This is a genomic window from Actinomadura rugatobispora (assembly GCF_042656285.1).
Lineage (GTDB): Bacteria > Actinomycetota > Actinomycetes > Streptosporangiales > Streptosporangiaceae > Spirillospora > Spirillospora rugatobispora.
Map to the genome: position 1 here is coordinate 20,744 of NZ_JBHSON010000037.1, position 25,112 is coordinate 45,855.

Below are 25,112 nucleotides of genomic sequence, written 5' to 3' on the forward strand. Positions count from 1 at the left end.
TGCGGACGGGGGGACTCGAACCCCCACGGTGTCTCCACCAACAGGACCTAAACCTGCCGCGTATGCCTGATTTCGCCACGTCCGCCCGATGCCGTGGTCGTTCGCCCCGGTCACCTACAAAGGCGAGCACAGCTTAGCGCCCCGACCGGCCCGTCCGACATCACTTTCGCCGTCCGCATCCCCCGGGGAGAGCCGTCCGTAATGGCGATATCTCAGTTGGTGATAATCGGCCCCGGCATCGGGCGGGCGGCGGCTTAGGCTGGACGGGTCCCTCCCGCGTGCGCCGGGCGACCGCCCCGGGCGGTCTCGCGCACGCGGCGGGCGACACCGCGACCGCCGACGCAGGTGGGGTCATCGTGACCGAACCCTTCACCCATCGCGTGCTTCCCTACGACGGGATGGACGACTATCTCGCCGGTGCCCTCCCGTTCCTGCGCGACGGCATCGACTCCGGCGACCGCGTCATCGTGGTGACGCCGCCGGCCGGCGAGCTGCTGCTGCGCGACGCGCTGGGCCCGGCGGCCGGCGCCGTGGAGTTCACCGAGTCCTCGCGCTGGTACGCGCATCCCTGCCGCACGCTGTCGGACTGCCTGGGCCAGGCCGAGGCGCTGGCCTGGCAGGGGCGGCGGCTGCGGCTGCTGGGCGAGCCGGCGTGGACCGGCCGCGACCCGCTGGAGGTGCTGGAGTGGCAGCGGGTCGAGGCGCTGGTGAACGTCGCGTTCAGCGGAACCGGCGCCTCGCTGCTGTGCGCGTACGCGCGCGGCCTCCCGCCGGGCGTGGTCGCCGCGTCGCACCGCACCCACCCGGAGACCCTCAAGGGTGACAAGGCCCTGGCCAACCCCCGGTACATGGACCCCTGGGCCTACAGCGCGGAGTGCGACCGGGCGCCGCTGAACGATCCGCCCGCCGGCGCGGAGACGCTGCCCGTCGACCTGCCCGACCTGTACTGGGTGCGGCAGTGGGTCGTCGACTGCGCGCGGCGCGTCCCGCTCGGCGGCGACGGCCTGCAGCGGCTGCTGGTGGCCGTGACCGAGGTGGTGACCAACGCGATGCGGCACGGCCACCCGCCCATCGTGCTGAGGATGTGGGCCGATCCCGCCGACCGGTCGCTGGTCTGCCAGGTCACCGACGCGGGCCGGTGGGCGCCGGGCGCCGATCCCGGGCTGATCCCGCCGCGGTACGGAGGGCCCGGCATGTTCGGGCTGTGGGCGGTCCGGCTGCTGTGCTCCATCGTCCAGATCCGGACGGACGACCACGGGACCACCGTGCGGTTGCGGTTCCGGCTTCCCGCTCCGGGCGGGGGTTCCGCGCCCGCCCGGCCATCGACCGACGTCAACACAGCGTGAGGGACTCCATGCGTTGGGCTTCCAATCCGGCCGGACCGGCGTACGCTGAACGAGACCGAGACGACCCCGTAGGGCAGGCCATGGAGACCACCTGGTTCGCCAAACGCCCCGTCGGCGAGGTACGCCCCGGCGACCATGCCTGGCTGGCCTATTCCGGAGCGGAGGAGCGCGACCGCGTGATCGGCGCGTTCGTCGGCGAGGGGCTCGAACACGACGAGAAGGTCGTCTACGTGACCGACACCCCGGTGGAGGACCTGCCCGGGATGCGCCTGCGGACCCCGCTCGACCTGCACGAGCTCACCGGGTCGCGGCAGCTGCGGGTCATCCCGCGCGAGCGGGCGTGCCTCGACTCCGCCGGCCGGTTCTCGCCGGAGCGGATGCTCGAGACCTTGGCCGACGAGGCGGCGCAGACCTTCGGCCAGGGCTTCCGCGCGGTGCGGATCACCACCGACTACACCTGGGTGCTGAACGGGCCGGGCCGCTCCGACCTGACCCAGATGCTGGGCTGCGAGCACCGCTTCGGCCAGGACGTCTCGCCCAGCACCATGGCCATGGCGATCTGCCAGGTGGCCCGGCGGGCGTGCCGCCCCGAGGAGCTGGCCGCGCTCCGCGACACCCACGAGGTGCTGGTCGAGGTCGACCCCGAATACGACGACGGAATCCTGAGGATAGTGCGCACCTTCGACCCTCACGGGCTGCGCGTCGAGGGCGAGCTCGACCCGGCCCGGCACACCGCCTTCGGCGACCGGCTGGGACGGGTCGCCCGGAGCCGCCGCCCCGTCCACCTGGACTTCTCCCGGCTGCGCTTCATCGACCTGGGCGGGCTGAACCTGCTGGTGCGGCAGGCGAACGTGCCGGGCGGCGAGCGCACGCTGGTGCTGGACGAGCTGCACCCCTACGTGGAGAACGTCATCGAGACGGTCGGCTGGCACCGGCTGCCCGGGGTCGTCCGGGGCCGCGACGGCGCCGGGACGCGCCCGTCCGGGCGGGAGGGGCGGGGCTGATGACGCTGGAGCACAGGGCGTTCCTGTACGACGGCGTCGAGGAGTTCCTGTCGGTCACCGCGCCGTACCTGCGGGAGGGCGTGGAGGCGGGCGAGGCCGTGGTCGTCGTGGTCCGCGAGCCGGGGCTGAGCGCGCTGCGCGACGTGCTGGCGCCGCTCGCCGCGGAGATCGAGTTCTACGACTCGGCCGTCTTCTACCGGCATCCGGTGCGCACGCTGAAGAGCTACCAGGAAGTGGTCGTCTCCAAGATGCCGCGGCCGGTGCGCGCGCTGGCCGAGCCGGTCTGGCAGGGCCGGTCGCCGCGCGAGACCGTCGAATGGGCACGGTACGAGTCGCTCATCAACGTCGTGTTCGAGGACTCGGGGGCGCGGGCGCTGTGCCCGTACGACCTCGACGGCCTGCCCTCCGCGGTCATCGACCACGCGCGCCGCACCCATCCGCTGCTGGCCTGCGGCGCGCACAGCGCCGGCTACGTCGATCCGGTCGCCTTCGGCGAGGAGTGCGACCGGACGCGCCGGTTCGACCGCCCGCGCGAGACCGCGTACTTCGCCGTCGAGTCCGACGACCTGTACGCGCTGCGCGTCTTCGTCGGCGGGCGGGCGGGCGCGCACGGACTGGGCGAGCAGCCCGCGCGGAACTTCGTGACCGCCGTCAACGAGGTGGCCGCGAACGCGCTGCGGCACGGCGCGCCCCCGGTCGGGGTGCGGGTCTGGTCGGAGGGGCCGGATCTGGTGTGCGAGGTCGGCGACAACGGGCTGTGGCTGCCCGGTCCCGGCCCGCTGACCGGGTTCGTCCCGCCGGAGTCGGCGCTGGAGCGGGGCTTCGGGCTGTGGTCGGTGCGGCTGCTGGTCGACCTGATGGAGCTGCGCGCCGGATGGGACGGGACGTTCGTCCGGCTCCGAACGGCGCGGTGAGCGGGACGGACGACGAAGACGGAGAAAGTCTCACATGGCGACGAAATCAGGGTGATCCGGGCGCCGCATGGGCGGCGCCGTCCGTCGTAGCCTTGGGCATGGCCGCAGAACGCGGTTCGGTCCGAGGTCCGGTACGAGGTGGAGACGGGACGGGTGGCGTCATGGAGACCCTCTGGTCCGTCCGCAAGCCGGGGCGGCCCGTGTGCAAGGTCGGCGGGCTGCGGCCCGGCGACCACGGCTGGCTGGCGTACGCGGGCGAGGCGGAGCGGCACCATGTGACCGGCGCCTTCGTCCGGGCCGGGCTGGCCGCCGGTGACGCGGTCCTCTACCTCGCGGGCAGCGCGCCCGTGACGGTGCCCGGCCTGCCGCCGGGGAACGGCCCGGTCGCCGGGGCGGAACGGCTGCACGTCGTCGCCCTCGACCGCGCCGCCGGACGCCCCGGCGCGGCGGCGTACCCCGACGTGCTGCTGCGGACCATCGCCGGCGAGCTCGCCAGGGCCGGCGGGCGCGGCCTGCGGATCGCGGCCGACCTGACCTGGGCGCTGCACCTGCCCGACGGCCTGGAGCGGCTGCTGCGCTGCGAGCGCGACATCGACCTGCTGATCGGATCCGGCGGCGCCACGGCCGTGTGCCAGTTCGACCGCCTCCGCTGCGCCCCCGCCGAGCTGGACGCCCTCGGCGCCGCGCACGGGATCGCGGTCGCCCCCGACCCCGAATTCGAGGACCCTGTGCTCCGCGTCGTGCGCACCTTCCAGCCCCCGGGGCTCGCCTTCTCCGGCGAGCTCGACGCGTCCCGCCACTCCGTGCTCGTCCAGGCGCTGGCGACCGTGATGAAGAGCGCGGGCGACGAGGAGGTGCACCTCGACCTGGGCGGGCTCGGCTTCATCGATCTGGGCTCCCTCAACATCCTGGCCCGGACGGCCGGCCATCCCGGCAACCGCGCCCCGCTCGTCCTCGACCACCTGTCCCCGCAGCTGCGGACCCTGATGGAGACGGTCGGCTGGCACATGCTGCCGGGCCTGCGCCTGGGCACCTGACCGCCCTCGGTTCAGGGGCGGCCCTGGGCCGTGGGCGAGGCGGTCGGCACGCCGGACCGCGAAGGACTCGGGCCGATCCCGGGGACGGCGGGCACCGGCTGCGTCGCACGCGGCGGCCGCGACGGCGCGGGCCACCGCGGGGACGGCGCGGTACCCATCGGCGCAGGCACGGACGGGCTCGGCACGGGCATGACCGGGGCCTCGCTGGGCGGGCTGATCGGCCGCGGCGCCGAGGGCCGTTCGTCCGCGGGCCACAGGAACACCAGCGCGACGGCCACGGCGGCGAGCACCGGCACCGCCCACCGGAACAGCCTGCGCCGTCCCGGACCGGGCGCCCGCCGCGCGGCGGACTCCCCGGCGTCGCCGGGGTTCTGGAGCCGGTGCAGCAGGGCCGGGTCCGGGTGGATGCCGTCCGCGGCGCGCCGGTAGTGCTCGCGCACCAGGGTCTCGAGGTCGTCGTTCACGCGCCCGGCCCTCCTCCCTCGCCCCGCGCGGCGTCGACATGGCGGCGCAGGGCGGCCATGGCGCGCGCGGTGTGGCTCTTCACCGTGCCCCGCGAGATCCCGAGGGCGTCGGCGATCTCCTGCTCGTTCAGGTCGCACCAGTACCGCAGCACGACCACCGCGCGCTGCTTCACCGGCAGCGCGCGCAGCACCTCGTCGAGGTCGCCGCCCGGCACGGGTCCCGGACCGGCGGGCGCCCCGGCGAGCCGCTCCAGGTCGGCGGCCGCGCCGGCCGGGACGTCCCGCCGCCGGGACCGCCGCCTGTTCTCGTCGATGGCCAGGTTCACCAGCACCTTGCGCGCGTACGCCTCGGGCTCCCCGGCGGCGATCCGGTGCCAGCGCCGCGCGACGCGTTCGTAGGCGATCTGGAGGAGGTCCTCGGCGAGGTGCCGGTCGTACACGAGGAACACCGCGGTGCGCAGCAGCCGGCCCGCGGTGGCGGTCACGAACTCCTCGAACGTGATCTCCGCTCCGCGGGCCTCCCGCGCGTTCACCGTGAACAGACCGCACCTACTCCGGCAGCCGGGACGGGACGGGCGTCGGCACGCCCGGCGGGCGCGGCTCCGGCGCGGTCCTCGTGGGCGTGGGCACAGGCTGGGACGGCCGCTCGCCCGGCGACACGCACCGCACCGGCGGCGACGTGGGCTCAGACGGCCGCGGCACCGCGTCAGACGGAACGGGCCTCGCCGTAGAAGTCGGCTCAGGCGGACGCGGCACCGCGTTGGACGGAACGGGCCGGGCCGAAGGAGTCGGCGGGTGTGGCACCGCGTTGGACGGAATGGGCCTGGCCGTGGGGGTGGGGGGTCGGGAGGGGTCCGGCGTCCGGGTGGGGCAGGGGACCGGGACGGGGGTGGCGGGCGGGGAAGTGGTGCGCCCGTCGGAGCGCGCCGCGACCTGCCGCGTCTGCGTGGGGGTCTCGTCAGGGGCGGCGGCCAGCCACAGCCCGGCCGTCAGCGCGCCGACGGCGCCGAGGCCGGCCGCCGCGAGCACCAGCCGGCGGCGTGGACGCTTGTCGATCATGTCGCTCCTCGGGGGGACGTTTCCGTACACCCCCCTAAACCCCCGGCCCGGGCCCCGCGGTTGTCACGCCTTCGAGATTTCCCTCGGACGGCGGACGAACGGGGCCCGGCGGCGGGTCAGAGCGAGCCGGCGGTGGCGAGGGCCCCGGGCAGCAGCTCGGCCAGTGCCCGGAACGCCCGGCCGCGGTGGCTGATCGCGTCCTTCTCCTCCGCCGACAGCTCGGCGGTGGTCCGGGTGTCGTTCTCCGGGACGAAGATCGGGTCGTAGCCGAAGCCGCCCGTGCCGCGCGGCGCGCGGATCACGTGGCCGTGCATGCGCCCCTCGACGACGTGCTCGGCGCCGCCCGGCACCACCAGTGCGGCGGCGCAGACGAAATGCGCGCCGCGGTGCTCGTCGCCGACATCGCCGAGCTGGTCGAGGACCAGGTCGAGGTTGGCGCGGTCCTTGTCGGCGGCGGCGTCGCCGAACCGGCCCGACCAGCGGGCCGACAGCACGCCCGGCATGCCGTTGAGGGCGTCCACGCACAGGCCCGAGTCGTCGGCCACGGCGGCGAGGCCGGTGTGCGCGGCGATCGCGCGGGCCTTCAGCAGCGCGTTGCCCTCGAAGGTCAGCTCGGTCTCGGGCACCTCGGGGGCGTCGGGGAAGGACTGCAGCCCGGCCACCTCGATGCCCTGCCCGGTGAGGATGCGGTCCAGCTCGGCGATCTTGGCCCGGTTGCGGGAGGCGAGGACGATCGTGGTCACCGTCCGAGGACCTCGCTCTGCATCCGGGTCAGGTCGGCGCAGCCGCCGGCCGCCAGGTCGAGCAGCGCGTCCAGCTCCGCGCGGTCGAACGGGGCGCCCTCCGCGGTGCCCTGGACCTCGACGAAACGGCCGTCGCCGGTGCACACGACGTTCATGTCGGTCTCGGCGGCGACGTCCTCCTCGTAGCAGAGGTCGAGCCGGGGCTGCCCGGCGACCACGCCGACGCTGATCGCCGACACCGAGGCCACCAGCGGATCGCCCTTGCACATGCCGCGCTTGCGCATCCACTCGATCGCGTCGGCCAGCGCCACGTACGCGCCCGTGATCGCGGCGGTGCGGGTGCCGCCGTCGGCCTGCAGCACGTCGCAGTCGAGCTGGACGGTGTTCTCCCCGAGCGCCTTGAAGTCCAGGCAGGCCCGGACGGACCGGCCGATGAGCCGGGAGATCTCCTGGGTGCGGCCGCCGAGCCGGCCCTTCACCGACTCGCGGTCGTTGCGGGTGTTGGTGGCGCGGGGCAGCATCGCGTACTCCGCGGTGACCCAGCCCATCCCGCTGTCGCGGCGCCAGCGCGGTATCGAGTCCTGCACCGAGGCGGCGCACAGCACCCGCGTGCCGCCGAACTCGACCAGCACCGAGCCCTCGGCGTGGTCGAGCCAGCCGCGCTGGAAGCGGACGGGACGGAGCTGGTCGGCAGCGCGATCATCTGGACGGGCCATGCGCTCAAGCCTAGTCCCCCGGGGGCCCGCGTCCGGCACGTCCGGCGTCCACCGGAACCCGCCTGAAAGCGGCATGATCTCACGCTCGGTGGCTATTAATGACGGGGAGTCATGACGGGGGGACCTATCCGATGAACAGGTACATCGCCGAGGGGGCGGGCACCGCGCTGCTGGTGTTCATGGGCGTGGGCAGCGCGGTGTTCGGGCTGGCCCAGATAGGCACGCTGGGGGTGGCGCTGGCGTTCGCGTTCGTGCTGCTGGGGCTGGCGTACGCGATCGGCCCGGTGTCGGGTGCGCACGTCAACCCGGCGATCACGCTGGGGATGCTGGTGGCGCGCCGGATCCCGCCGGTGGAGGCGGGCGTCTACATCGTCGCGCAGGTCATCGGCGGCATCGTCGGGATGGCGCTGATCCGGCTGGTCGCGGCGGTGGGCGGGGCGACGATGCAGGTGAACGGCGCCAACAGCTACGGGGAGAAGATCAACGCGGGCGGGGCCTTCATCCTGGAGGTCATCCTGACCTTCATGCTGGTGCTGGTGTTCCTGATGGTGACCCGGCGCAACGACGTCTACGGCTTCGACGGGCTGGCGTACGGCCTCACCCTCGGCCTGGTCCACCTCATCGGGGTCCCGCTGACCGGCACCTCGGTCAACCCGGCCCGGTCGATCGGCCCGGCGCTGTTCGGCGGGACGACGCCGCTGGCGCAGGTGTGGCTGTTCATCCTCGCCCCGCTGCTCGGCGGCGTGCTGGCGGCGCTGGCCGAGCCGTACCTGCGCACCTTCAAGGACCGGACCCCCAACGAACCCGCCCCCGAGGAGCCCGCCGGCGGCGGCAGAGGCGAGGGCGGGAACGACGGCCAGGGCGACGGCAGGCGTTAGAGCTCGTAGGTGAGGCCGACGTGGGCCAGGGCGATCTCGCCGCCGAAGCCGCTGGCCTTGGCCTCCATGAGCGAGCGCTGCGCATCGTTCCACGGCACCAGATGGGTGAGGACGAGCCGGCCGACGTCGGCGCGGGCCGCGTGCTCGCCCGCCTCCCGGGCGGTCAGGTGCAGGTCGTCGGGCAGGTCGGGCTGGGTCAGGAACGACGCCTCGCACAGGAACAGGTCGGCGTCCCGGGCCAGGTCGACCAGGTCCGCCGAGGGGCCGGTGTCACCGGAGTAGGCCACCACCCGGTCGCCGTACTCGATCCGGAACGCGAACGCCTCCACCGGGTGCGGCATCAGCGCCGTCGTCACCCGGAACGGGCCGATCTCGTACGGGCCGCGGCGCAGCGTGTGGAAGTCGAAGGTCCCCGACATGCCCGGGTCGGGTTCCAGGTCGTAGGCGCGCGCCATCCGCTGCGGCGTGGCGGCGGGGCCGTGCACCGGGATGCGGGGCAGCGGGCCGTTCGGGCAGTAGGTGCGCGCCACCCAGTATCCGCACAGGTCGAGGCAGTGATCGGCGTGCAGGTGCGACAGGCAGATCGCGTCGATGTCGTACAGCGGCTGGAAGCGCTGCAGCGTGCCCAGCGCCCCGTTGCCCAGGTCGAGCAGCAGGGAGTACCCCTCGGCCTGGATCAGATAGCAGGACGCGGGGCTCTCCGGCCCCGGGAAGCTGCCGGAGCAGCCGATCACAGTGACCCGCACGCTCACTCCTCCTCTTGGGTCCCCGAGGAATCAGGTGGTCAGAGCCTCCTCTGGGGGCGGACCCCCAGATCCCCCAGGCTTCGCCCGAAACGCGGTGGGAGCCTTACTCTCGGCGGCCTCGACCAGACCGATCTCCGGCCCCAGGAAACGGCGGCCCAGCGCGGCGAACACGGCGGGGTCCCCGGTCGCGCGGAACCGGTGCGCGGGAGGCGGCAACGCCTCCGCGCGGGCCAGCCCCTCGTCGTGCAGCACGCGATAGACGTCCTTGGCGGTCTCGTCGGCACTTGAGACCAGTGTGACCCCGTCTCCCACGACATACGAGATCACGCCGGTTAGCAATGGGTAGTGGGTGCAGCCGAGGATGAGGGTGTCGCAGCCGGCCTCGACGATCGGGGCGAGGTAGCCGCGGGCGTCGTCCAGGAGTTCCTCGCTCATCGTGACACCGGACTCGACGTACTGGACGAAGCGCGGGCACGCGGCGGAGACCAGCTCGATGTGCGGGGCGGCGGCGAAGGAGTCCTCGTAGGCCCGGCTGGTCACGGTGGCGCGGGTGGCGATCAGGCCGACCCTGCCGTTGCGGGTGGCGCGGGCGGCCCGCCGGGTGGCCGGGTTGATCACCTCGACGACCGGCACGTCGTAGCGTTCGCGGGCGTCGCGGAGCATCGCCGAGCTGGCGCTGTTGCACGCGATGACGAGCATCTTGACGCCCTCGGAGACCAGCTCGTCCAGCATCTCCAGCGCGAACGCCCGGACCTGGGCGATCGGCCGGGGCCCGTACGGCTGGCGGGCCGAGTCGCCGAGGTAGACCACCGGTTCGTTCGGCAGCTGGTCGAGGATCGCGCGGGCTACGGTCAGTCCGCCGAAACCGCTGTCGAAGATGCCGATCGGAGCCTCGGCCAGACCGGCTTGCGCCGGAGAGTCTGGGAGGTCGCCCTCCCAGAAAGAATCTGACATGGTCCACAAGGCTAGGCGAGAACCCGCCGTACAGGCGCGTCATGCGTCGTACATCACACGGTCACACAGCTGAAACCGCCATCATTCGCCCGGCGGTGCGGCGGTCTCGTGTCCGCCGGCAACGGCGCGGTCAACGACGTGTCAGGACGGAACCACGCCCGGACGTTGCTTCTTTACCGGCGTCCGGGCGCGCCGTGTCAGCTCCCGGGACGCCCGACGCGGGCGAGCTGGCGGCTCTGCGCGACCATGCGGCCGGCGGAGTCCCACACCTCGACCTCCTCGTCGAACCAGCCGCCGGCCAGCAGCCGGCCGCCGCCGTGCAGTTGCAGCGGCCCGGGGGCGGGCACCGCGCGCATGTGCCAGGTCAGCTCCACGGTCGGGGCCCAGCCGCGGAAGCCCAGGTTGAACGCGACCGGGGGCAGCGCGTCCACCGCCAGGGCCAGCGCGTAGGCGTCCGGCTCGTACGGGTCGGCGAACTCGAACCAGGCCCTGACCTCGGGACGGCCCAGCGGCTGCCCGTCCAGCCAGCCCATGGTGGCGGGGTCGTAGCGCATGTCGACCTGGTCGGCGAAGCCGCGGTCGCGCTCGTCGCCGCTGCGGAAGTCGGGGCACTGGTCGTAGGGCGGCAGCGCGGGCGCGGGCGGCTCGCCGGCCCAGGACGGCTCGGTGCCGGGTTCCAGGGTGCCGGTGGTGATCAGCGCCTCCACCAGGGGCTTGTCGTCCCGGACGAGGGTGGCCCGGGAGGTGGCGGCGGTGCGGCCGGTCTTGCGGGTGTCGACGTGGATCTCGGCCGGGCCGGCCTTGGCGACCCGCAGGAACGCGGCGGCGGTGGACACCGGGTGCGCGTGCGGCGACACGTCCACGGCCGCGCGGGCGAGCAGGGCCATCAGGTAGCCGCCGTTGAGGGCTCCGCCGATGGCGAACCCGCCGTCGAGGTCGGCCTCGTACCGGCCCTCGGCCACCCGCCTGATCGCGATCGCGTCCCCGAACCTGCTCATCCGCACTCTCCGGACTCCGGTCGCGGGACCCGGCCCGCGCGCGGCGCGGGCCGGGTCCCCCGAGACCTTCCTAGAATCGCGTTCGAGTATGCCGTTCGGCTCCGCAGTCGCGCAAAGCGCCCCCCGGCGACGGCCGGTCAGGCCCAGAGCTGGCCTTCGAGGCGGGCCTCGGCCTCCTCCAGGGTGCCGCCGTACGCGCCGGTGGACAGGTACTTCCAGCCGCCGTCGGCCACGACGAACGCGATGTCGGCCCGCTCACCGGCCTTCACCGCCTTGGCCGCCATGCCCAGCGCGGCGTGCAGCGCCCCGCCGGTGGAGATGCCGGCGAAGATGCCCTCCTGCTCCAGCAGCTCGCGGGTACGGCGCAGCGCGTCCCGCGAACCCACGGAGAACCGGGTGGTCAGCACCGACTCGTCGTACAGCTCGGGGATGAACCCCTCGTCGATGTTGCGCAGCCCGTAGACCAGCTCCCCGTACCGGGGCTCGGCCGCCACGATCTTGACGCCGGGCACCCGCTCGCGCAGGAAGCGGCCGACGCCCATCAGCGTGCCGGTGGTGCCGAGGCCGGCCACGAAGTGCGTGACCGACGGCAGGTCCTCCAGGATCTCCGGGCCGGTCGTCTCGTAGTGCGCCAGCGCGTTGGCCTCGTTCCCGTACTGGTACAGCATCACCCAGTCGGGGTTCTCGGCGGACAGCCGCTTGGCCACCCGGACGGCCTCGTTGGAACCGCCGGCCGCCGGGGAGGAGATGATCTCCGCCCCCCACATCTCCAGCAGCTGGCGGCGTTCGGCCGAGGTGTTCTCCGGCATCACGCAGACCATCCGGTAGCCGCGCAGCTTGGCGACCATGGCCAGGGAGATGCCGGTGTTCCCGGAGGTGGGCTCCAGGATCGTGCAGCCGGGCGTCAGCAGCCCGTCCTTCTCCGCCTTGTCGATCATCCAGAACGCCGGCCGGTCCTTCACCGAGCCGGTCGGGTTGCGGTCCTCCAATTTGGCCCACAGTCGCACCTCGGGGCTAGGCGACAACCGGGGCAGGCCGACCAGCGGGGTACGGCCCAGGGATTCCAGCAGTGAGTCGAAGCGCATGTCGGCACGGGCCCCGGCTCAGCCGCCGGCGACGGCCGGGAGAATGGTGACGCTGTCGCCGTCGGACACCTCGGTCTCCAGCCCGCCGAGGAAGCGCACGTCCTCGTCGTTCAGGTAGACGTTGACGAACTTGCGCAGACCCTTCTCGTCCACCAGCTTGGCGCGCAGGCCAGGATGCCGGACGTCCAGGTCCGAGATGAGCTCGTCGAGCGTGCCGCCCTTGCCGTCGACGGCCTTGTCGCCGCCGGTGAGGTTGCGCAGGATCGTCGGGATCCGGACCTCGATCGCCATCGCGAAGATCTCCTTCAGGTCGTACGGGCTCCCCGCCCACGGCATGTCAACAGGGCGGGGCGCGGGGGAATTCCGGGCGGGATCGCGCGTCAGCGACAGTCGTAGACGACCTCGGCGCGCGAGTGGCCGAACAGGAAGCTCTGCACGGGCGGCACGGCGCACGCCGGATCCGATGACCTGCGCACGGAGACGCCGCGGACACCGCCGGGGCGCCCGGCGCCCGCTCGCTGCCCGCTGCTCCGCATGACCCCCAGTTTACCGGGCCCGCCGGGCCCCCTCCCGGCCGACCTCGGCCCGGCGGCGCCGCCGTCGCAGGTCACACGTGCCACGCGGGCCGCGTCCGCCGCACGGGGCGCTCGGGTCACTCGTACGCCTCGACGATGACGACCTCTTCCTCGACCGCCTCGCCGTCCACCAGCCGGTAGGAGCGGAACTCCACCTCGTGCGGGTCGCGGGTGGAGACGATCACCCGGTGCACGCGCGGGTCGGCCAGCGAGGAGCGCAGGTAGCCGAGGTCGGTCCGGGACGGGTAGGCCTCCGTCGAGGTGTGGGAGTGGTAGTGGACGATCATCTCCTCGTCGTTGTCGTCCATCTCCCGGTCCACCTGCAACCACTCCGTCGAGTCGAAGTTGTGGTAGGTCGGGGACCGCTCGGCGTTGGTCATCGAAATGAACCGGGTGGGCCGGTCCGACCCCTCCGGTCCGGCCACGATCCCGCATGCCTCGTCCGGGTGGTCGGCGCGCGCATGCGCGATGATCTTGTCAACCAGGGCACGTTCGATCGTCAGCATGTCCCGAAGGCTACCCTCAGCTCCTCCCGCGTCCCGCTCCGCAGGCGGCCGCGGGACGTTCAGCGGGCGAGCTCCTCGATCGTCACGCCCGGCGCCCGCTCCAGGCCGGTGTCGCGCAGCATCCCGGCCAGCCGCGGCGACACCCCGCGCAGCAGGACCTGGCGCTGCCGGCCGCCGCTGGTGCGCCCGGCCTCGACGGCGCGGCGCAGGCCCTCCTCGTCGCACGCCGTGACACCGGACATCTCCAGGCAGACCAGCCCGGCGCCCGGCGGCAGCAGCGCCAGGACGCGGTCGAGCGCGGCGCGGGTGGCGGCGTCGAGCCGGCCCGACAGCGCCAGCCCCGGCGGGCCGAACAGCGGCGCGGCGCGCAGCCGCCCGTCGTCGTACAGGTCGTCGGCGCGGACCCGGGCGCGGTGCCAGGACTCCAGCTCCTCCAGCCGGACGGCGTCGAGGCGGCACCGCTCGAACTGGCAGAGGATCATCGCCTGCGGGCGGGTGGCGCGGAAGACCTCCGCGATGCGGCGCTCGCACGCGGCGAACCGCTCGGCCGCCTCCTGGCCGGCGAGGGCCGCGGCGTCCGCGCCGGCACCGCCGGCACCGCCGGCCGCGCCCGTGCCGCCGGGGGTCGCCCCCGCCGCGCCGTCCGGCTCCGGGACGCCCGGCCACGCCAGGGGCCGCTCCCCGGTCAGCCGGAGGCCGCGGTAGCCCTGCACGAGCGCCAGCTCGATCTCCGTCGCGATCAGGCCCATCAGCTCGTCGGGGTCGTAGCCGCCGGTGGCCCCGGCGATCTCCGCCGCGGTCCGCAGGACCAGGCGGCCGCTCTCCAGCGCGCGCCCCGGATCGAGCGCCGCCGGGCGCGGGGGCTCCGCGTCCGCGAACGGCTCCAGCCGCGCGGGCACCGGACGCAGGCAGTCCGGGAGCACGTCGTGGGAATCCCGCTCCGCCACATAAACGATCTTGTGACCGGCGGCCAGCCCGCCCCGCACGTACGCCAGCAGAACGGCACGCCGCTCGTCGGCATGCGCGTACGGCAGGCAGAGATGGTCGCCGAGCTCCATCCGGCCGACCGCCTCGCCGGCCCCAGAGAACGCCATAGTGATCAAGGTACCAACACCCAAAGCGACCAGGCCGGGACATTGTGTAGTAATCCACAAGGGCGGGTGGCCGGAGACGGCCATCGGTTCGCCCCCGCGACCGCCGCATCGCGCACGGTCACCGGCCTGCGCGCACCGTCACCGCCCGCCGCGGACGGTCACGACATGGCCTGGACGAGACTCTCCTGCAGCATCGTCAGCCAGTCGTAGGCGGCGAACATCGCGGTGCGCGGGTCGTGCGGATCCAGCCGCGCCGCCTCCTCGTACCACTCCTCCGAGATGTCCAGCCGCGTGCCCAGCGCCAGGCGCACGTCGTTCAGCGCCCGCAGCCACGCCTGCGCCTGCTCCTTGCCGAGCACCGTCTCCGCGCCCTTGGACGTCACGTCGCCCAGCGAGGCCAGCACGGTGTTCGCGGCCTCCCGCTTGCCGTCGCGCAGCCCCATCTCGGTGTAGCGGCGGAACTCCCCGGCCGCCTCCCCGTCCTCGCGGTAGGCGTCCGGGAACAGCCGGGCCAGCACCGGGTCCTCCGGCTTGGTCGCCTTCTCGGCGATGCCGACCGCGGCCAGCTCGTCACCGGGGTCCGGCGCGTCGCCCAGCAACTCCAGCAACTGCTCCATCAGCGCCCGGACGAGCGCGGCCTCCTCGGCCTCCAGCCGGATCCGGACGCCCTTCCTCGTCTGCTCGACAATGCTCATCGCGCTCTCCGCCCCGTCCCACTCGGCTCCGTCCCGGGGGACGGCTAGTCGTCGCGTTTGACCGTCGCCCACAGGCCGTAGGAGTGGAGGATCTCCACATCGCGCTCCATCTCCTCGCGGGTGCCGTTGGCGACCACCGCGCGGCCCTTGTGGTGGACGTCCAGCATGAGCTTCTCCGCCTTCGGCTTGGGGTAGCCGAACACGGTCTGGAACACGTACGTCACGTACGACATCAGGTTGATCGGGTCGTTCCACACGATGGCCAGCCACGGCCGGTCGGCGCTCTGGTCCTCCCCGACGTCCGGCCGTTCCAGCTCGACCGGTGCCGGTGCCGTGCTCATCGGCCCGCTCCGCTCGCGCCCGTCATCTCCTCGCGACCGTCCCTTCCCCGCCGAGTCCGTGCGCCCACCGCACCGATGCTATTCGCCCCCGTGCCGCCCCGAGTCCGGCGGTGCGGCTCGCATGTCCACTTCGCCCCGCGCCGCCCCAGGAGTCAGCAGGTGTGGCCTGCACATCCGCTTTGCCCCGCGCCGTCCTGGGGTGTGGTGGCCTGCACGTCCATGGTGCCCGCAGTGGGCCTTAGGGTTCCACCTGTGGACCATGGCGACCTTGGCGGCGGCACGGCGCTGCTGACCGACCAGTACGAGCTGACCATGCTGCAGGCCGCGCTGAGCAGCGGGACGGCGGGACGGCGCGCGGTCTTCGAGGTGTTCGCGCGGAGCCTGCCCGCGGGCCGCCGCTACGGCGTCGTCGCGGGGACCGGGCGGCTGCTGGACGCGATCGAGGCGTTCGTCTTCGACGGCCCCGCGCTGGAGTTCCTCACCTCGCGCGGCATCGTGGACGAGCCCACCGCGGAATGGCTGGAGTCGTTCCGGTTCTCCGGGAACATCTGGGGTTACCCCGAGGGCGAGTGCTATTTCCCGGAATCGCCGATCCTGGTGGTGGAGGGGACGTTCGCCGAGGCCGTCCTGCTGGAGACGCTGTCGCTGTCCATCCTGAACCACGACTGCGCGATCGCGTCGGCGGCGTCCCGGATGGCGCAGGCCGCCCAGGGCCGGCCGCTGATCGAGATGGGGTCGCGCCGCACCCACGAGATGGCCGCGGTCGCCGCCGCGCGCGCCGCGTACATCGCCGGGTTCGGCACCACCTCCAACCTGGCGGCGGGCCGCCGGTACGGGGTGCCCACGGCCGGGACCAGCGCGCACGCGTTCACGCTGCTGCACGACAGCGAGCGGCACGCGTTCAAGGCGCAGCTGGCCTCGCTCGGCGAGGGCACGACCCTGCTGGTCGACACCTACGACGTCGAGCGGGCGGTGCGCGCCGCGGTGGAGCTGGCGGGGCCGTCGCTCGGCGCGGTGCGGATCGACAGCGGCGATCTGGGCGTGATGGCCCGGCAGGTGCGCGACCAGCTGGACGCGCTGGGCGCCCGCGACACCCGGATCGTCGTCACCGGCGACCTGGACGAGTACGGCATCGCCGCGCTGGCGGCCGCGCCCGTCAACGGCTACGGCGTCGGGACGTCCCTGGTCACCGGGTCGGGGGCGCCGACCGCGTCGCTGGTCTACAAGCTGGTGGCGCGCGCCGACGGGCCCGGCGGCGACGCGCCGATGCGCCCGGTCGCCAAGCGGTCCACGGGCAAGCCGACGCGCGGCGGCCGCAAGTCCGCGGTGCGCCGCCTGGACGCGCACGGCACCGCGTACGCCGAGGTGATCGCCACGGGCGAGCCGGCGCCGGGCCCGCGCGACCGGGTGCTGCTCGCGCCGCTGGTCCGCGACGGCGTCGTGGTCGGCCGCGAGCCCCTGGGCGAGGCCCGGGAGCGGCACGCGCGGGCGCTGCGCGAGCTGCCGCCGACGGCGCTGCAGCTGTCCAAGGGCTCGCCCGCGATCCCGACCGAGTTCGTCGAGGGCGGGCCGCGCCCGCTGGGGTAGCGTCGATCAGTGTCCGGGGATACCGGGGATCTTCGGGGGACCTGATCAAGGAGTGGTCATGGGCAAGGCTCTGATCATCGTGGACGTGCAGAACGATTCCTGCGAAGAACCGCGCGGTTCGCTGGGGAACCGAACCCCGTACGACGTCGCAGGAGGAGAGTGAGCATGGGCAAGGCTCTGATCATCGTGGACGTGCAGAACGATTTCTGTGAGGGCGGTTCGCTGGCCGTGGCGGGCGGCGCGGGGGTGGCGTCGGCCATCTCGGCGCACATCGCCGAGCACCGGCCGGAGTACCGGCACATCGTGGCGACGCGGGACTTCCACCTCGATCCCGGCGCGCACTTCTCCGACACCCCCGACTTCGCCGCCAGCTGGCCGCCGCACTGCGTGATCGGCACCGAGGGCGCCGACTTCCACCCCAACCTGTCGCTGGGCCCGATCGAGGCGGTGTTCAGCAAGGGCCGGGAGACGGCCGCCTACAGCGGGTTCGAGGGCGCGACCGACCGGGACGAGGCGCTGGCCGACTGGCTGCGCGAGCGCGGCGTCGACCGCGTCGACGTCGTCGGGATCGCCACCGACCACTGCGTGCGCGCCACGGCGGCCGACGCCGTCCGCGCCGGGCTCGGCACGACCGTGCTGCTCGACCTCACCGCGGGCGTGTCGCCGGAGACCACCGAGCTCGCGCTGGAGGAGCTGCGTTCGGCGGGCGTCACCCTGGCCGGGACGCCGGTGCTGAACGGCTGACCGCGGGGTCGGAGGGGCTCAGCCGGTGGGACGCGGGTGGTCGCCGCCGCGGATCTGGTCGACGGCGTGCGCGAGCACCCCGCCCAGCACGGCCATCCCGTCCCGGACGCCGCCGGTCGACCCGGGCAGGTTGACGATCAGGGTGCGGCCCGCGGTCCCGGCCAGCCCGCGCGACAGGATCGCGGCGGGCACCTTGTCGCGGCCCTCCAGCCGGATCGCCTCGGCGATCCCGGGGACCTCCCGCTCGATCACCCGCCGGGTCATCTCCGGGGTCTGGTCGGTGGGGGTGAGTCCGGTGCCGCCCGAGGTGACGACGGCGTCGTAGCCCTGCTCGACGGCGTCCCGCAGCACCTCCAGGACCGGCTCCCCGTCGGGGACGACCACGGGGCCGTCCACCTGGCAGCCGAGGTCCTCCAGGAGCTCCACCAGCACCGGGCCGGACTTGTCGGCGTAGATCCCGGCCGCGGCCCGGTTGGACACCGTGACCGCCATGACCCGCAGCAGCCGGGCCCCGCCCGCGTCAGCCGCCACGCCGCCACACCCCCGTCTTCCCGCCGGTCTTCTCCTCCACCCGCACGTCGGTGACCACCGCGCCCGGGTCGAGCGCCTTCACCATGTCGATCAGCGCGAGCGCCGCGACCATCACCGAGGTCAGCGCCTCCATCTCCACGCCCGTCCGGTCGGCGGTGCGCACCAGCGCGTCGATCGCCACCCCGTCGTCCCGCACCTCCAGCGTCACCTCGACGCCGTGCAGCGCGATCGGATGGCACAGCGGGACCAGGTCGGGCGTCCGCTTGGCCGCCATGATCCCGGCGATCCGCGCCACCGCCAGCGCGTCGCCCTTGGGGACGTCCCCGGCGCGCAGCGCGGCGACCGTCCCGGCGGCGAGCCGCACGAACCCGGTGGCGGTCGCGGTGCGCGTCGAGACGTCCTTGGCGGACACGTCGACCATCCGCGCCGCGCCCGTCGCGTCCAGATGGGTGAATTCCGAACCCAGGCTCATGATGGCATCCTCATGACGTCGACGGTGGAGCCGGCCGGGACCGCCTCGGCGTCCTCGGGCAGGACGATCAGCGCGTCGGCCGACGACAGCGACCGCAGCTGGTGCGACCCCTGCCCCTCGGCCGGGGTCACCGAGTAGGTACCCCGGTGGTACGACAGCCGCCCGCGCATGAAGTGCCGCATCCCGGCCGGCGACTTGACGTCCTCGGTGATCACGGCGCCGACCGTGGGCAGCGGCTCGGGCGGCAGGCCCTGCATGGCGCGCAGCGCGGGCCGCACGAAGACCTGGAACGAGACGTAGGCGCTCACCGGGTTCCCCGGCAGCGTGAAGATCGGCGTGCCCTGCAGCAGCCCGAACCCCTGCGGCTTGCCCGGACGCATCGCGACCTTGCCGAACACCACCGGCCCGCCGGCGCCCTCCGCGGTGAAGACCTCCTTCACCACGTCCCGGGCGCCCATCGACACGCCGCCGGAGGTGACGATCGCGTCGGCGCGGGCCAGCTGGTCCTCGATCGTCTCGCGGACCTTCTCCGGCTCGTCCCCGACGGTCTCCTGCCGGAAGCCGACCGCGCCCGCCTCCATCGCGGCGGCGGTCAGCATGAAGCTGTTGGAGTCCCAGATCTCGCCGGGCGCCAGCGGCGAGCCGGGCTCGCGCAGCTCGGTGCCCGTGGACAGCACGACCACGCGCGGCCGGGGCCGCACCAGCACGTGGGAGCGCCCGACCGCGGCCAGCATGCCCAGCTGCGTCGCACCGAGCCGGGTGCCCGCGTCCACCACGACCTGGCCGGCGAGCACGTCCTCGCCGGCCCGCCGGATGTAGTGGCCGGGCGGCGCGGGACGGGTGATCCGGACGGTGGCGGCGCCGCCGTCCGTCCACTCCACGGGGATGACCGCGTCCGCCCCGGCCGGCATCGGCGCGCCGGTCATGATCCGGGCGGTCAGCCCGGGCCGGATCGCCGACACGCCCGGATCGCCCGCCGCGATGTCGCCGATCACGGGCAGCACCGCCGGATCGGCCTCGCTGGCCGCGGCCACGTCGGCCGCGACCACCGCGTAACCGTCCATCGCCGAGTTGTCGAAGGGCGGCAGCGGGACCGGCGCCTCCACCGGCTCGGCCAGGACCGCGCCGCGCGCCTCCAGCAGGGCCACGCTCAGGGGCGGCACCACCGGCACGGCGGCCAGGATGTCCGCGAGATGCTCGTCGACCGTTCTCATGCCCACGGTTCCCCAGTGTGACGTGCCGTCACGACTCCTCGGACGTCTCCACGCCGTGCCGCGCCACGAACTCGCGCAGCCAGGGCATGAACTCGGGCGCCAGGTCGGGCCGCTCGGAGGCGAACTGCACGACCGTCCGCAGGTACTCCAGCTTGTTGCCGGTGTCGTAGCGGCGGCCGCGGAACTTCACCCCGTAGACGGTGCCGCCGTTCTCGACCGGGATGTCGGCGAGGGTGCGCAGCGCGTCGGTCAGCTGGATCTCGCCGCCGCGGCCGGGCGGGGTCTTCTCCAGGACGTCGAAGACCGCGGGGTCGCAGACGTACCGGCCGATGATGATCCAGTTGCTGGGGGCCTCGCCGGCGGGCGGCTTCTCCACCAGGTCGGTGATCTTGACGACGTCGTCCTCGTCGGTGCCCTCGATGGCGGCGCAGCCGTAGGCGGAGACCTGGTCGGGCTCGACCTCCATGAGCGCCACCACGCTGCCGCCGTACCGGCGCCGCACGTCGATCATGCGGGTGAGCAGCTGGTCGCGGGCGTCGATCATGTCGTCGCCGAGCAGCACCGCGAACGGCTCGTTCCCCACGTGCTGGCGGGCGCAGTACACCGCGTGGCCGAGGCCGCGCGGGTCGCCCTGCCGGACGTAGTGCATGATGGCCAGGTCGCTGGACTCGCGGACGGCGCCGAGACGCTCGTCGTCGCCCTTGGCGCGCAGCGCCTCTTCCAGCTCGTAGGCCCGGTCGAAGTGGTCCTCGATGGACCGCTTGCTCCGGCCTGTGATCATCAAGACGTCGGTGAGTCCGGCGGCGACCGCCTCCTCGACGACGTACTGGATCGCCGGTTTGTCGACGACGGGCAGCATTTCTTTGGGAGTCGCCTTGGTGGCGGGCAAGAATCGGGTACCGAGGCCGGCCGCCGGGACGACCGCCTTGAGAACAGGTTCGAAGTCGGCCATGAACAGACCTTAGTCATCTCGGAGGAGCGCAGCGTGCAGCAGATCGCCCCTAAGACCGGCCTCCGCGCGGAACTACTGGCCAGGCGGGCCGCCATGGAGCCGGAGGCGCGCGCCGCGGCGGCGCGCTCGCTGCGCGACGCGCTGCTCGGCGTGCCGGAGCTGGAGATGGCCGGGACGGTCGCGGCGTACGTGTCGGTCGGGACGGAGCCGGACACCCGCGGCCTGCTGTTCGCGCTGTGGAAGCGCGGGACGTATGTGCTGCTCCCGAGGCTGCTGCCGGACGGCGACCTCGACTGGGCGTCCTACGAGGGCCCCGACTCGCTGGCCCCGGGGCCGCGCGGGCTGCTGGAGCCGACCGAGCCCGCGCGCGGGGCGAACGCGGTGGCGAGCGCCGACGTCGTGCTGGCCCCGGCCCTCGCCGTGGACCGCGCGGGGGTGCGGCTCGGGCGGGGCGGCGGGTCCTACGACCGGGCGCTGGCCAGAGTCGGTCCGGCGATCCTGACGGTCGGTCTGGTATACGACGGCGAGCTGGTCGACCGGCTGCCCGCCGAGCCGCACGACCGGCACGTCCGGGCGGCCGTGACGCCGTCCGAGGGCCTGGTGCGCCTCGCCTGAAACGGGACGTCGCTCCGGTGTGGATCTAGCATGACAGCCCCGTGACCGGACCCACATCCCGGAGGTCTCAGATGACGGCACCGTGGCGGATCCTCACCCTCGCCCCGATCGGCGAGGACTTGATGAAGGGGCTGCTGGCGCCGCTCGGCGACGCGGTGGAGCTGCTCTTCCCGGCCGTCCGGGACCGGGACGGGCTGTTCGCCGCGCTCCCGGCCGCCGAGCTGATCGTCGCCGACTACACCGGGCTGCTGCGGCTGGACGCCGAGGCGGTGGCCGCGGCGCCGCGGCTGGCGTTCGTGCAGACCCCCAGCGTCGGGACCGACTCCGTGGACACCGCCGCGCTCGCCGCCGCGGGCGTCCCGGTGGCCAACGCCGCCGGCGCCAACGCCCGCGGGGTCGCGGAATGGGCGGTCGGCGCGGCGTTCGCGCTCTGCCGCCACCTGGTGCGGGCCGACCGGGGCGTGCGCGAGGGCGGATGGCCGCAGGAGGAGCTGCTGGCCCTCGGCGCCCGCGAGATCCACACCCAGCGGGTGGGGATCGTCGGGTTCGGCCCGATCGGGGTGGAGGCGGCCCGGCTGTTCGGGGCGCTGGGCTGCGCGGTGTCGTACTGGTCGCGGCGCCGCCGCCCGGAGGCCGCGGCGACCTACCGGGAGCTGGACGACCTCCTCGCCTGCTCCGACATCCTCGTGCTGGCGCTGCCGCTGACCCCGGACACGGCCGGGTTGCTGGACGCGGACCGGCTGGCGCTGCTGCCGGAGAAGGCGCTGCTGGTGAACGTGGCGCGCGGCGGGATCGTCCCGGACGAGACGATCCTGGCGGCGCTGGAGTCGGGGCGGCTGGCCGGGGCGGCGCTGGACGTGTTCGAGGCGGAGCCGCCGCCCGCGGGTCATCCGCTGCGCTCGCACGAGAACGTGCTGCTGTCACCGCATGTCGCGGGCGGAACCGGGCAGGCGCAGATCAAGGTGATCTCGGCGGTGCGGGACAACGTCGGAGCGGCGGTCACCGGACGCCCTGTGACAAATGTCGTAAACGGAATAGATCCGCAGGTCAGACGGCGCTGAACAGGCCCCCACCGCGCCGTTTCCGCCCCCGTCCCGTCAGCCGACATTATGTGATCAGCACATGTATCTGTAGGATCCCTAAACGATCAGCTTCCGTGCCGGCCCTCGGCTCCGCGACCCGAAGGGTGGGATGTGCATCTCGACATCTGGCTACTCCTCGGGGCCAGCCTCGTACTGTGCGCGATCGTCGCTGTACGGCTGTCCCACCGCCTCGGGCTGCCCACGCTGCTCGCCTATATGGGCATCGGCCTGTTCATCGGCGAGGGCGGCCCGCTCCACATCAACTTCGACAACGTCGAACTCGCCGAGATCCTGGGGCTCGCCGCCCTCGTCCTGATCCTCGCCGAGGGCGGCATCACCACCAACTGGCGGCACGTCAAACCCTCCGTCCCCGCCGCCGTGGCCGTCGCCACCATCGGCACGCTGATCAGCATCGTGGTCGTCGCGGTCGCGGCCGCCTGGATGCTGGGCATGGACTGGCGGCTGGCGTTCCTGCTCGCCGCCGTGCTCGCCCCCACCGACGCGGCCGCGGTGTTCTCCGTACTGCGCCGGCTGCCGCTGCCGTCCCGGCTGACCGGGCTGCTGGAGGCCGAGTCCGGCATCAACGACGCTCCCGTCGTGATCGTCGTCATCGCGCTCAGCACCCACGCCGCCGCCCCCAACCTGCTCGAACTGGCCGCCGTCATGGTGTACGAGCTGGTCGCCGGCGGCATCATCGGGATCCTCATCGGCTGGCTCGGCGCGCTGGTGCTGCGCCGCGTCGCGCTGCCCGCCTCCGGCCTCTACCCGATCGCCGTCATGTCGCTGGCGATCGGCTCCTACGGGGCCGCGGCCCTGGCCCACGCCAGCGGCTTCCTCGCCGTGTACGTGAGCGCGCTGGTCCTGGGCAACTCCCGGCTGCCGCACCGTCCCGCCACCCGCGGCTTCGCCGAGGGCATCGGCTGGCTCGCGCAGATCGGCGTGTTCGTGCTGCTGGGACTGCTGGCCTCGCCCGGCGACCTCCCCGGGCAGGTCATCCCCGCCCTGGCCATCGGGACCGTCCTGCTGCTGGTGGCGCGGCCGCTGTCGGTGATGCTGTCCACGATCGGCTTCAAGCTCTCGCTGGGAGAGAAGATCTTCGCGTCGTGGGCCGGGCTGCGCGGCGCCGTCCCGATCGTGCTGGCCACCATCCCCATGGTCGAGGAGGTCCCCGGCTCCGCCGCGCTGTTCGCGATCGTGTTCAACATCGTGGTGCTGTTCACCGCGCTGCAGGGCCCCACGCTGCCGCTGGCCGCGCGTTGGTGCCGGCTGCAGCCCGACGAGGAGGCCCGGGAACTGGACGTGGAGGCCGCCCCGCTGGAGGAACTGCACGCCGACCTGCTGGAGGTCCGGGTCCCCCAGGACTCCCAGCTGAACGGCGTGGAGATCTTCGAGCTGCGGCTGCCGCAGGGCGCCTCGGTCACCCTGGTCGTGCGGGACGGCAGCAGCTTCGTCCCCGAGCCCACCACCTCGCTGCGCGCCGGCGACACCCTCCTGGTCGTCTCCACCGACAAGGTGCGGGACGCGGCGGAACGGCGGCTGCGCGCGGTCAGCCGGCGCGGCAAGCTGGCCGGCTGGTTCGGCGAGACCGGCCACTGACGGGGTGGCCGGGAACAGGGCGGCGGCGAATCGTGTTCAATGCACGGGTACGATTAGCAGTCGATTGAGTTGAGTGCCAGCACGGGATCAGCCCGGGCTGAGGCGGCGAGGAGGAAACCGTGCCGACGTATCAGTACGTTTGCACCGAGTGCGGCGAACCCCTTGAGGTCGTGCAGAAGTTCAGCGACGCGGCGCTGACCGAGTGCCCGGCGTGCACCGGCCGTCTCCGCAAGGTCTTCTCGGCGGCGGGCATCATCTTCAAGGGCTCGGGCTTCTACCGCACCGACAGCCGCGGTTCCGGCTCGTCGTCGTCCTCGACCGCGGCCTCGTCGTCGAGCGGTTCGGACGCCAAGAAGCCCGACTCGTCGTCCTCGAGCTCCAAGGACTCGACGTCGTCGTCCTCTTCTTCCTCCACCTCCTCCTCGTCCTCCTCGGAGAAGGTGGCCTGAGCCCGGTTCCGGCAGGCCCGTCCAGGACGGGCCTGCCGCGATCGTCCCGTTTCCAGCCGGCGTGAACCGCCGGCCATTCGGCGTTACGAACGCTCCCCGTCCTGAAGGAACGTCGCGAGAGCGAGGTCCCTGTGGGCGCGCCCTGCGCGCGCGACGCAGCCGCGTACACCTCTCGCAGTATGTACTCGCCTCGCGGTATTCGGCGGCCGCATGAGCGTGGCGCGCACCGCCTCCACGAGAACCGTGTAAGGGCTGCCCTTCGCGTCCAGGGCCGCGTGTAGCCGTTCCAGGGCGACCTGATGCTCACGCAGGAGCCAGTCGTCCGCGCACAGCGCCGCGTACTCCAGCATCGCCGGCAGGGAGTCCGGAGGCTCGTCGTCCATGTCGTGGTCGTAGGCCCGGTAGAGGTCGGCGAGACGGGCCCGCGCCATGCGCCGCTCCTCCTCCTCACGGTGATCCGCCAGAAGGAGGAGGCGCCCGCCGCGGCACACGTCCAGGAAGTGGACGGTCAGCCCCATCGGCGGGGTCCGGTCGAGATGGTCGAGGAAGGCGTCCAGGCGGCGCCGCGCGACCCCGTCCGGCAGGTCGGCGACCGCCGTGCGCAGCATCGGCCGCCGGTCGTACAGGCGCTGGTCAGGGTACGAGAGCAGCAGCGAGGCCGCCCGCCACACCACGGTGTCCACCGGTCCCCCGTCGGATCGGAGTGAGTGGGTCT

The 25,112-nt window shown here is 73.5% G+C and carries 30 protein-coding genes and 1 tRNA gene; 11 read left to right on the plus strand and 20 right to left on the minus strand.

The window, feature by feature from the left end:
- Nucleotides 1–85: transfer RNA gene (locus ACFPZN_RS25160), tRNA-Leu, on the minus strand.
- Between the two features lie 271 nt (nucleotides 86–356).
- On the opposite strand from ACFPZN_RS25160, the gene ACFPZN_RS25165 reads away from it, so the two are divergent.
- From ACFPZN_RS25165 to ACFPZN_RS25180, 4 genes are all read left to right on the plus strand, one after another.
- Complete coding sequence (locus ACFPZN_RS25165) at nucleotides 357–1,346, plus strand: anti-sigma factor RsbA family regulatory protein (protein WP_378284619.1); 990 nt, start codon at nucleotides 357–359, stop codon at nucleotides 1,344–1,346.
- 80 nt (nucleotides 1,347–1,426) lie between these two features.
- Nucleotides 1,427–2,350: an MEDS domain-containing protein gene (locus ACFPZN_RS25170; protein ID WP_378284620.1), complete on the plus strand. Its 924-nt coding sequence runs from the start codon at nucleotides 1,427–1,429 to the stop codon at nucleotides 2,348–2,350.
- A complete protein-coding gene (locus ACFPZN_RS25175; RefSeq protein WP_378284621.1) occupies nucleotides 2,350–3,264 on the plus strand; it encodes an anti-sigma factor RsbA family regulatory protein in 915 nt (304 codons plus the stop codon). Before ACFPZN_RS25170 ends, ACFPZN_RS25175 begins: the two co-directional genes overlap by 1 nt.
- Before the next feature lie 161 nt (nucleotides 3,265–3,425).
- Nucleotides 3,426–4,301 carry an MEDS domain-containing protein gene (locus tag ACFPZN_RS25180; protein ID WP_378284622.1) on the plus strand — a complete coding sequence of 292 codons (876 nt, stop codon included), beginning with the start codon at nucleotides 3,426–3,428 and terminating at the stop codon, nucleotides 4,299–4,301.
- 11 nt (nucleotides 4,302–4,312) lie between these two features.
- Here ACFPZN_RS25180 and ACFPZN_RS25185 read toward each other — a convergent pair whose 3' ends face one another.
- From ACFPZN_RS25185 to rph, 4 genes are all read right to left on the minus strand, one after another.
- Nucleotides 4,313–4,765: a hypothetical protein gene (locus tag ACFPZN_RS25185; RefSeq protein ID WP_378284623.1), complete on the minus strand. Its 453-nt coding sequence runs from the start codon at nucleotides 4,763–4,765 to the stop codon at nucleotides 4,313–4,315.
- Nucleotides 4,762–5,298 carry a SigE family RNA polymerase sigma factor gene (locus tag ACFPZN_RS25190; protein ID WP_378284624.1) on the minus strand — a complete coding sequence of 179 codons (537 nt, stop codon included), beginning with the start codon at nucleotides 5,296–5,298 and terminating at the stop codon, nucleotides 4,762–4,764. The genes ACFPZN_RS25185 and ACFPZN_RS25190 overlap by 4 nt, the downstream gene beginning before the upstream one ends.
- 642 nt (nucleotides 5,299–5,940) lie before the next feature.
- The gene (gene rdgB / locus ACFPZN_RS25195; protein ID WP_378284625.1) at nucleotides 5,941–6,567 is read right to left on the minus strand and encodes an RdgB/HAM1 family non-canonical purine NTP pyrophosphatase; all 627 of its coding nucleotides are present in this window, start codon (nucleotides 6,565–6,567) and stop codon (nucleotides 5,941–5,943) included.
- Entirely contained in the window at nucleotides 6,564–7,283 is a 720-nt protein-coding gene (gene rph, locus ACFPZN_RS25200; protein ID WP_378284626.1) for a ribonuclease PH, read from the minus strand. Before rph ends, rdgB begins: the two co-directional genes overlap by 4 nt.
- Before the next feature lie 131 nt (nucleotides 7,284–7,414).
- Between rph and ACFPZN_RS25205 the strand changes: the two genes are divergently transcribed.
- Complete coding sequence (locus tag ACFPZN_RS25205) at nucleotides 7,415–8,161, plus strand: aquaporin (protein WP_378284628.1); 747 nt, start codon at nucleotides 7,415–7,417, stop codon at nucleotides 8,159–8,161.
- Here ACFPZN_RS25205 and ACFPZN_RS25210 read toward each other — a convergent pair.
- From ACFPZN_RS25210 to clpS, 10 genes are all read right to left on the minus strand, one after another.
- Complete coding sequence (locus ACFPZN_RS25210) at nucleotides 8,158–8,907, minus strand: MBL fold metallo-hydrolase (RefSeq protein WP_378284629.1); 750 nt, start codon at nucleotides 8,905–8,907, stop codon at nucleotides 8,158–8,160. The two genes, ACFPZN_RS25205 and ACFPZN_RS25210, sit on opposite strands and share 4 nt — an antisense overlap.
- 30 nt (nucleotides 8,908–8,937) lie before the next feature.
- Entirely contained in the window at nucleotides 8,938–9,861 is a 924-nt protein-coding gene (gene murI / locus ACFPZN_RS25215; RefSeq protein WP_378284630.1) for a glutamate racemase, read from the minus strand.
- Between the two features lie 197 nt (nucleotides 9,862–10,058).
- Complete coding sequence (locus ACFPZN_RS25220; protein WP_378284631.1) at nucleotides 10,059–10,859, minus strand: thioesterase family protein; 801 nt, start codon at nucleotides 10,857–10,859, stop codon at nucleotides 10,059–10,061.
- A 137-nt stretch (nucleotides 10,860–10,996) separates the two neighbouring features.
- Nucleotides 10,997–11,944, minus strand: a complete 948-nt coding sequence (locus ACFPZN_RS25225) for a PLP-dependent cysteine synthase family protein (protein ID WP_378284632.1) — start codon at nucleotides 11,942–11,944, stop codon at nucleotides 10,997–10,999.
- Between the two features lie 18 nt (nucleotides 11,945–11,962).
- Complete coding sequence (locus tag ACFPZN_RS25230) at nucleotides 11,963–12,235, minus strand: MoaD family protein (protein WP_378284684.1); 273 nt, start codon at nucleotides 12,233–12,235, stop codon at nucleotides 11,963–11,965.
- 89 nt (nucleotides 12,236–12,324) lie between these two features.
- A complete protein-coding gene (locus ACFPZN_RS25235; protein ID WP_378284633.1) occupies nucleotides 12,325–12,480 on the minus strand; it encodes a hypothetical protein in 156 nt (51 codons plus the stop codon).
- 116 nt (nucleotides 12,481–12,596) lie between these two features.
- Nucleotides 12,597–13,025, minus strand: coding sequence for a M67 family metallopeptidase (locus ACFPZN_RS25240; protein WP_378284634.1), 429 nt, complete (start codon nucleotides 13,023–13,025; stop codon nucleotides 12,597–12,599).
- A gap of 59 nt (nucleotides 13,026–13,084) precedes the next feature.
- Entirely contained in the window at nucleotides 13,085–14,119 is a 1,035-nt protein-coding gene (locus ACFPZN_RS25245) for an MEDS domain-containing protein (protein WP_378284635.1), read from the minus strand.
- A gap of 158 nt (nucleotides 14,120–14,277) precedes the next feature.
- Complete coding sequence (locus ACFPZN_RS25250) at nucleotides 14,278–14,814, minus strand: DUF2017 domain-containing protein (protein ID WP_378284636.1); 537 nt, start codon at nucleotides 14,812–14,814, stop codon at nucleotides 14,278–14,280.
- 44 nt (nucleotides 14,815–14,858) lie between these two features.
- The gene (clpS, locus tag ACFPZN_RS25255) at nucleotides 14,859–15,155 is read right to left on the minus strand and encodes an ATP-dependent Clp protease adapter ClpS (protein WP_378284637.1); all 297 of its coding nucleotides are present in this window, start codon (nucleotides 15,153–15,155) and stop codon (nucleotides 14,859–14,861) included.
- A 252-nt stretch (nucleotides 15,156–15,407) separates the two neighbouring features.
- Here clpS and ACFPZN_RS25260 point away from each other — a divergent pair, with 252 nt between their 5' ends.
- Nucleotides 15,408–16,742: a nicotinate phosphoribosyltransferase gene (locus ACFPZN_RS25260; RefSeq protein WP_378284638.1), complete on the plus strand. Its 1,335-nt coding sequence runs from the start codon at nucleotides 15,408–15,410 to the stop codon at nucleotides 16,740–16,742.
- Nucleotides 16,743–16,907: 165 nt separating this feature from the next.
- Complete coding sequence (locus ACFPZN_RS25265) at nucleotides 16,908–17,486, plus strand: nicotinamidase (RefSeq protein ID WP_378284639.1); 579 nt, start codon at nucleotides 16,908–16,910, stop codon at nucleotides 17,484–17,486.
- A gap of 18 nt (nucleotides 17,487–17,504) precedes the next feature.
- Here ACFPZN_RS25265 and ACFPZN_RS25270 read toward each other — a convergent pair whose 3' ends face one another.
- From ACFPZN_RS25270 to galU, 4 genes are read right to left on the minus strand one after another with little or no spacing between them, the layout of a single operon-like run.
- A complete protein-coding gene (locus ACFPZN_RS25270; RefSeq protein ID WP_378284685.1) occupies nucleotides 17,505–17,978 on the minus strand; it encodes a MogA/MoaB family molybdenum cofactor biosynthesis protein in 474 nt (157 codons plus the stop codon).
- Between the two features lie 28 nt (nucleotides 17,979–18,006).
- Nucleotides 18,007–18,489, minus strand: coding sequence for a cyclic pyranopterin monophosphate synthase MoaC (gene moaC / locus ACFPZN_RS25275; protein ID WP_378284640.1), 483 nt, complete (start codon nucleotides 18,487–18,489; stop codon nucleotides 18,007–18,009).
- A complete protein-coding gene (glp, locus tag ACFPZN_RS25280; protein ID WP_378284641.1) occupies nucleotides 18,486–19,703 on the minus strand; it encodes a molybdotransferase-like divisome protein Glp in 1,218 nt (405 codons plus the stop codon). Before glp ends, moaC begins: the two co-directional genes overlap by 4 nt.
- Before the next feature lie 28 nt (nucleotides 19,704–19,731).
- The gene (galU, locus tag ACFPZN_RS25285; RefSeq protein ID WP_378284642.1) at nucleotides 19,732–20,655 is read right to left on the minus strand and encodes a UTP--glucose-1-phosphate uridylyltransferase GalU; all 924 of its coding nucleotides are present in this window, start codon (nucleotides 20,653–20,655) and stop codon (nucleotides 19,732–19,734) included.
- A gap of 33 nt (nucleotides 20,656–20,688) precedes the next feature.
- Here galU and ACFPZN_RS25290 point away from each other — a divergent pair, with 33 nt between their 5' ends.
- The 4 genes from ACFPZN_RS25290 (at nucleotide 20,689) to ACFPZN_RS25305 (ending at nucleotide 24,397) form a co-directional block, all read left to right on the plus strand.
- A complete protein-coding gene (locus ACFPZN_RS25290; RefSeq protein ID WP_378284643.1) occupies nucleotides 20,689–21,270 on the plus strand; it encodes a 5-formyltetrahydrofolate cyclo-ligase in 582 nt (193 codons plus the stop codon).
- A 71-nt stretch (nucleotides 21,271–21,341) separates the two neighbouring features.
- Nucleotides 21,342–22,331 (plus strand): NAD(P)-dependent oxidoreductase, encoded by a 990-nt coding sequence (locus ACFPZN_RS25295; protein WP_378284644.1) that lies wholly within the window; start codon nucleotides 21,342–21,344, stop codon nucleotides 22,329–22,331.
- 132 nt (nucleotides 22,332–22,463) lie between these two features.
- Nucleotides 22,464–23,948 (plus strand): potassium/proton antiporter, encoded by a 1,485-nt coding sequence (locus tag ACFPZN_RS25300; RefSeq protein ID WP_378284645.1) that lies wholly within the window; start codon nucleotides 22,464–22,466, stop codon nucleotides 23,946–23,948.
- A gap of 119 nt (nucleotides 23,949–24,067) precedes the next feature.
- Complete coding sequence (locus ACFPZN_RS25305; RefSeq protein WP_378284646.1) at nucleotides 24,068–24,397, plus strand: FmdB family zinc ribbon protein; 330 nt, start codon at nucleotides 24,068–24,070, stop codon at nucleotides 24,395–24,397.
- Between the two features lie 83 nt (nucleotides 24,398–24,480).
- On the opposite strand, the gene ACFPZN_RS25310 is transcribed toward ACFPZN_RS25305, so the two are convergent.
- Nucleotides 24,481–25,080, minus strand: a complete 600-nt coding sequence (locus ACFPZN_RS25310; RefSeq protein WP_378284647.1) for a nitrate reductase molybdenum cofactor assembly chaperone — start codon at nucleotides 25,078–25,080, stop codon at nucleotides 24,481–24,483.
- Nucleotides 25,081–25,112 lie beyond the last annotated feature (32 nt).

Bases quoted from the DNA above. Each gene is read 5' to 3' on its own strand.
- ACFPZN_RS25170 (WP_378284620.1), top strand. From the start codon at position 1,427: ATGGAGACCACCTGGTTCGCCAAACGCCCCGTCGGCGAGGTACGCCCC.
- ACFPZN_RS25175 (WP_378284621.1), top strand. From the start codon at position 2,350: ATGACGCTGGAGCACAGGGCGTTCCTGTACGACGGCGTCGAGGAGTTC.
- ACFPZN_RS25180 (WP_378284622.1), top strand. From the start codon at position 3,426: ATGGAGACCCTCTGGTCCGTCCGCAAGCCGGGGCGGCCCGTGTGCAAG.
- rph (WP_378284626.1), bottom strand. From the start codon at position 7,283: ATGGCCCGTCCAGATGATCGCGCTGCCGACCAGCTCCGTCCCGTCCGC.
- ACFPZN_RS25205 (WP_378284628.1), top strand. From the start codon at position 7,415: ATGAACAGGTACATCGCCGAGGGGGCGGGCACCGCGCTGCTGGTGTTC.
- murI (WP_378284630.1), bottom strand. From the start codon at position 9,861: ATGTCAGATTCTTTCTGGGAGGGCGACCTCCCAGACTCTCCGGCGCAA.
- ACFPZN_RS25220 (WP_378284631.1), bottom strand. From the start codon at position 10,859: ATGAGCAGGTTCGGGGACGCGATCGCGATCAGGCGGGTGGCCGAGGGC.
- ACFPZN_RS25225 (WP_378284632.1), bottom strand. From the start codon at position 11,944: ATGCGCTTCGACTCACTGCTGGAATCCCTGGGCCGTACCCCGCTGGTC.
- ACFPZN_RS25230 (WP_378284684.1), bottom strand. From the start codon at position 12,235: ATGGCGATCGAGGTCCGGATCCCGACGATCCTGCGCAACCTCACCGGC.
- ACFPZN_RS25235 (WP_378284633.1), bottom strand. From the start codon at position 12,480: ATGCGGAGCAGCGGGCAGCGAGCGGGCGCCGGGCGCCCCGGCGGTGTC.
- ACFPZN_RS25240 (WP_378284634.1), bottom strand. From the start codon at position 13,025: ATGCTGACGATCGAACGTGCCCTGGTTGACAAGATCATCGCGCATGCG.
- ACFPZN_RS25245 (WP_378284635.1), bottom strand. From the start codon at position 14,119: ATGGCGTTCTCTGGGGCCGGCGAGGCGGTCGGCCGGATGGAGCTCGGC.
- ACFPZN_RS25250 (WP_378284636.1), bottom strand. From the start codon at position 14,814: ATGAGCATTGTCGAGCAGACGAGGAAGGGCGTCCGGATCCGGCTGGAG.
- clpS (WP_378284637.1), bottom strand. From the start codon at position 15,155: ATGAGCACGGCACCGGCACCGGTCGAGCTGGAACGGCCGGACGTCGGG.
- ACFPZN_RS25265 (WP_378284639.1), top strand. From the start codon at position 16,908: ATGGGCAAGGCTCTGATCATCGTGGACGTGCAGAACGATTTCTGTGAG.
- ACFPZN_RS25270 (WP_378284685.1), bottom strand. From the start codon at position 17,978: ATGGCGGTCACGGTGTCCAACCGGGCCGCGGCCGGGATCTACGCCGAC.
- moaC (WP_378284640.1), bottom strand. From the start codon at position 18,489: ATGAGCCTGGGTTCGGAATTCACCCATCTGGACGCGACGGGCGCGGCG.
- glp (WP_378284641.1), bottom strand. From the start codon at position 19,703: ATGAGAACGGTCGACGAGCATCTCGCGGACATCCTGGCCGCCGTGCCG.
- galU (WP_378284642.1), bottom strand. From the start codon at position 20,655: ATGGCCGACTTCGAACCTGTTCTCAAGGCGGTCGTCCCGGCGGCCGGC.
- ACFPZN_RS25295 (WP_378284644.1), top strand. From the start codon at position 21,342: ATGACGGCACCGTGGCGGATCCTCACCCTCGCCCCGATCGGCGAGGAC.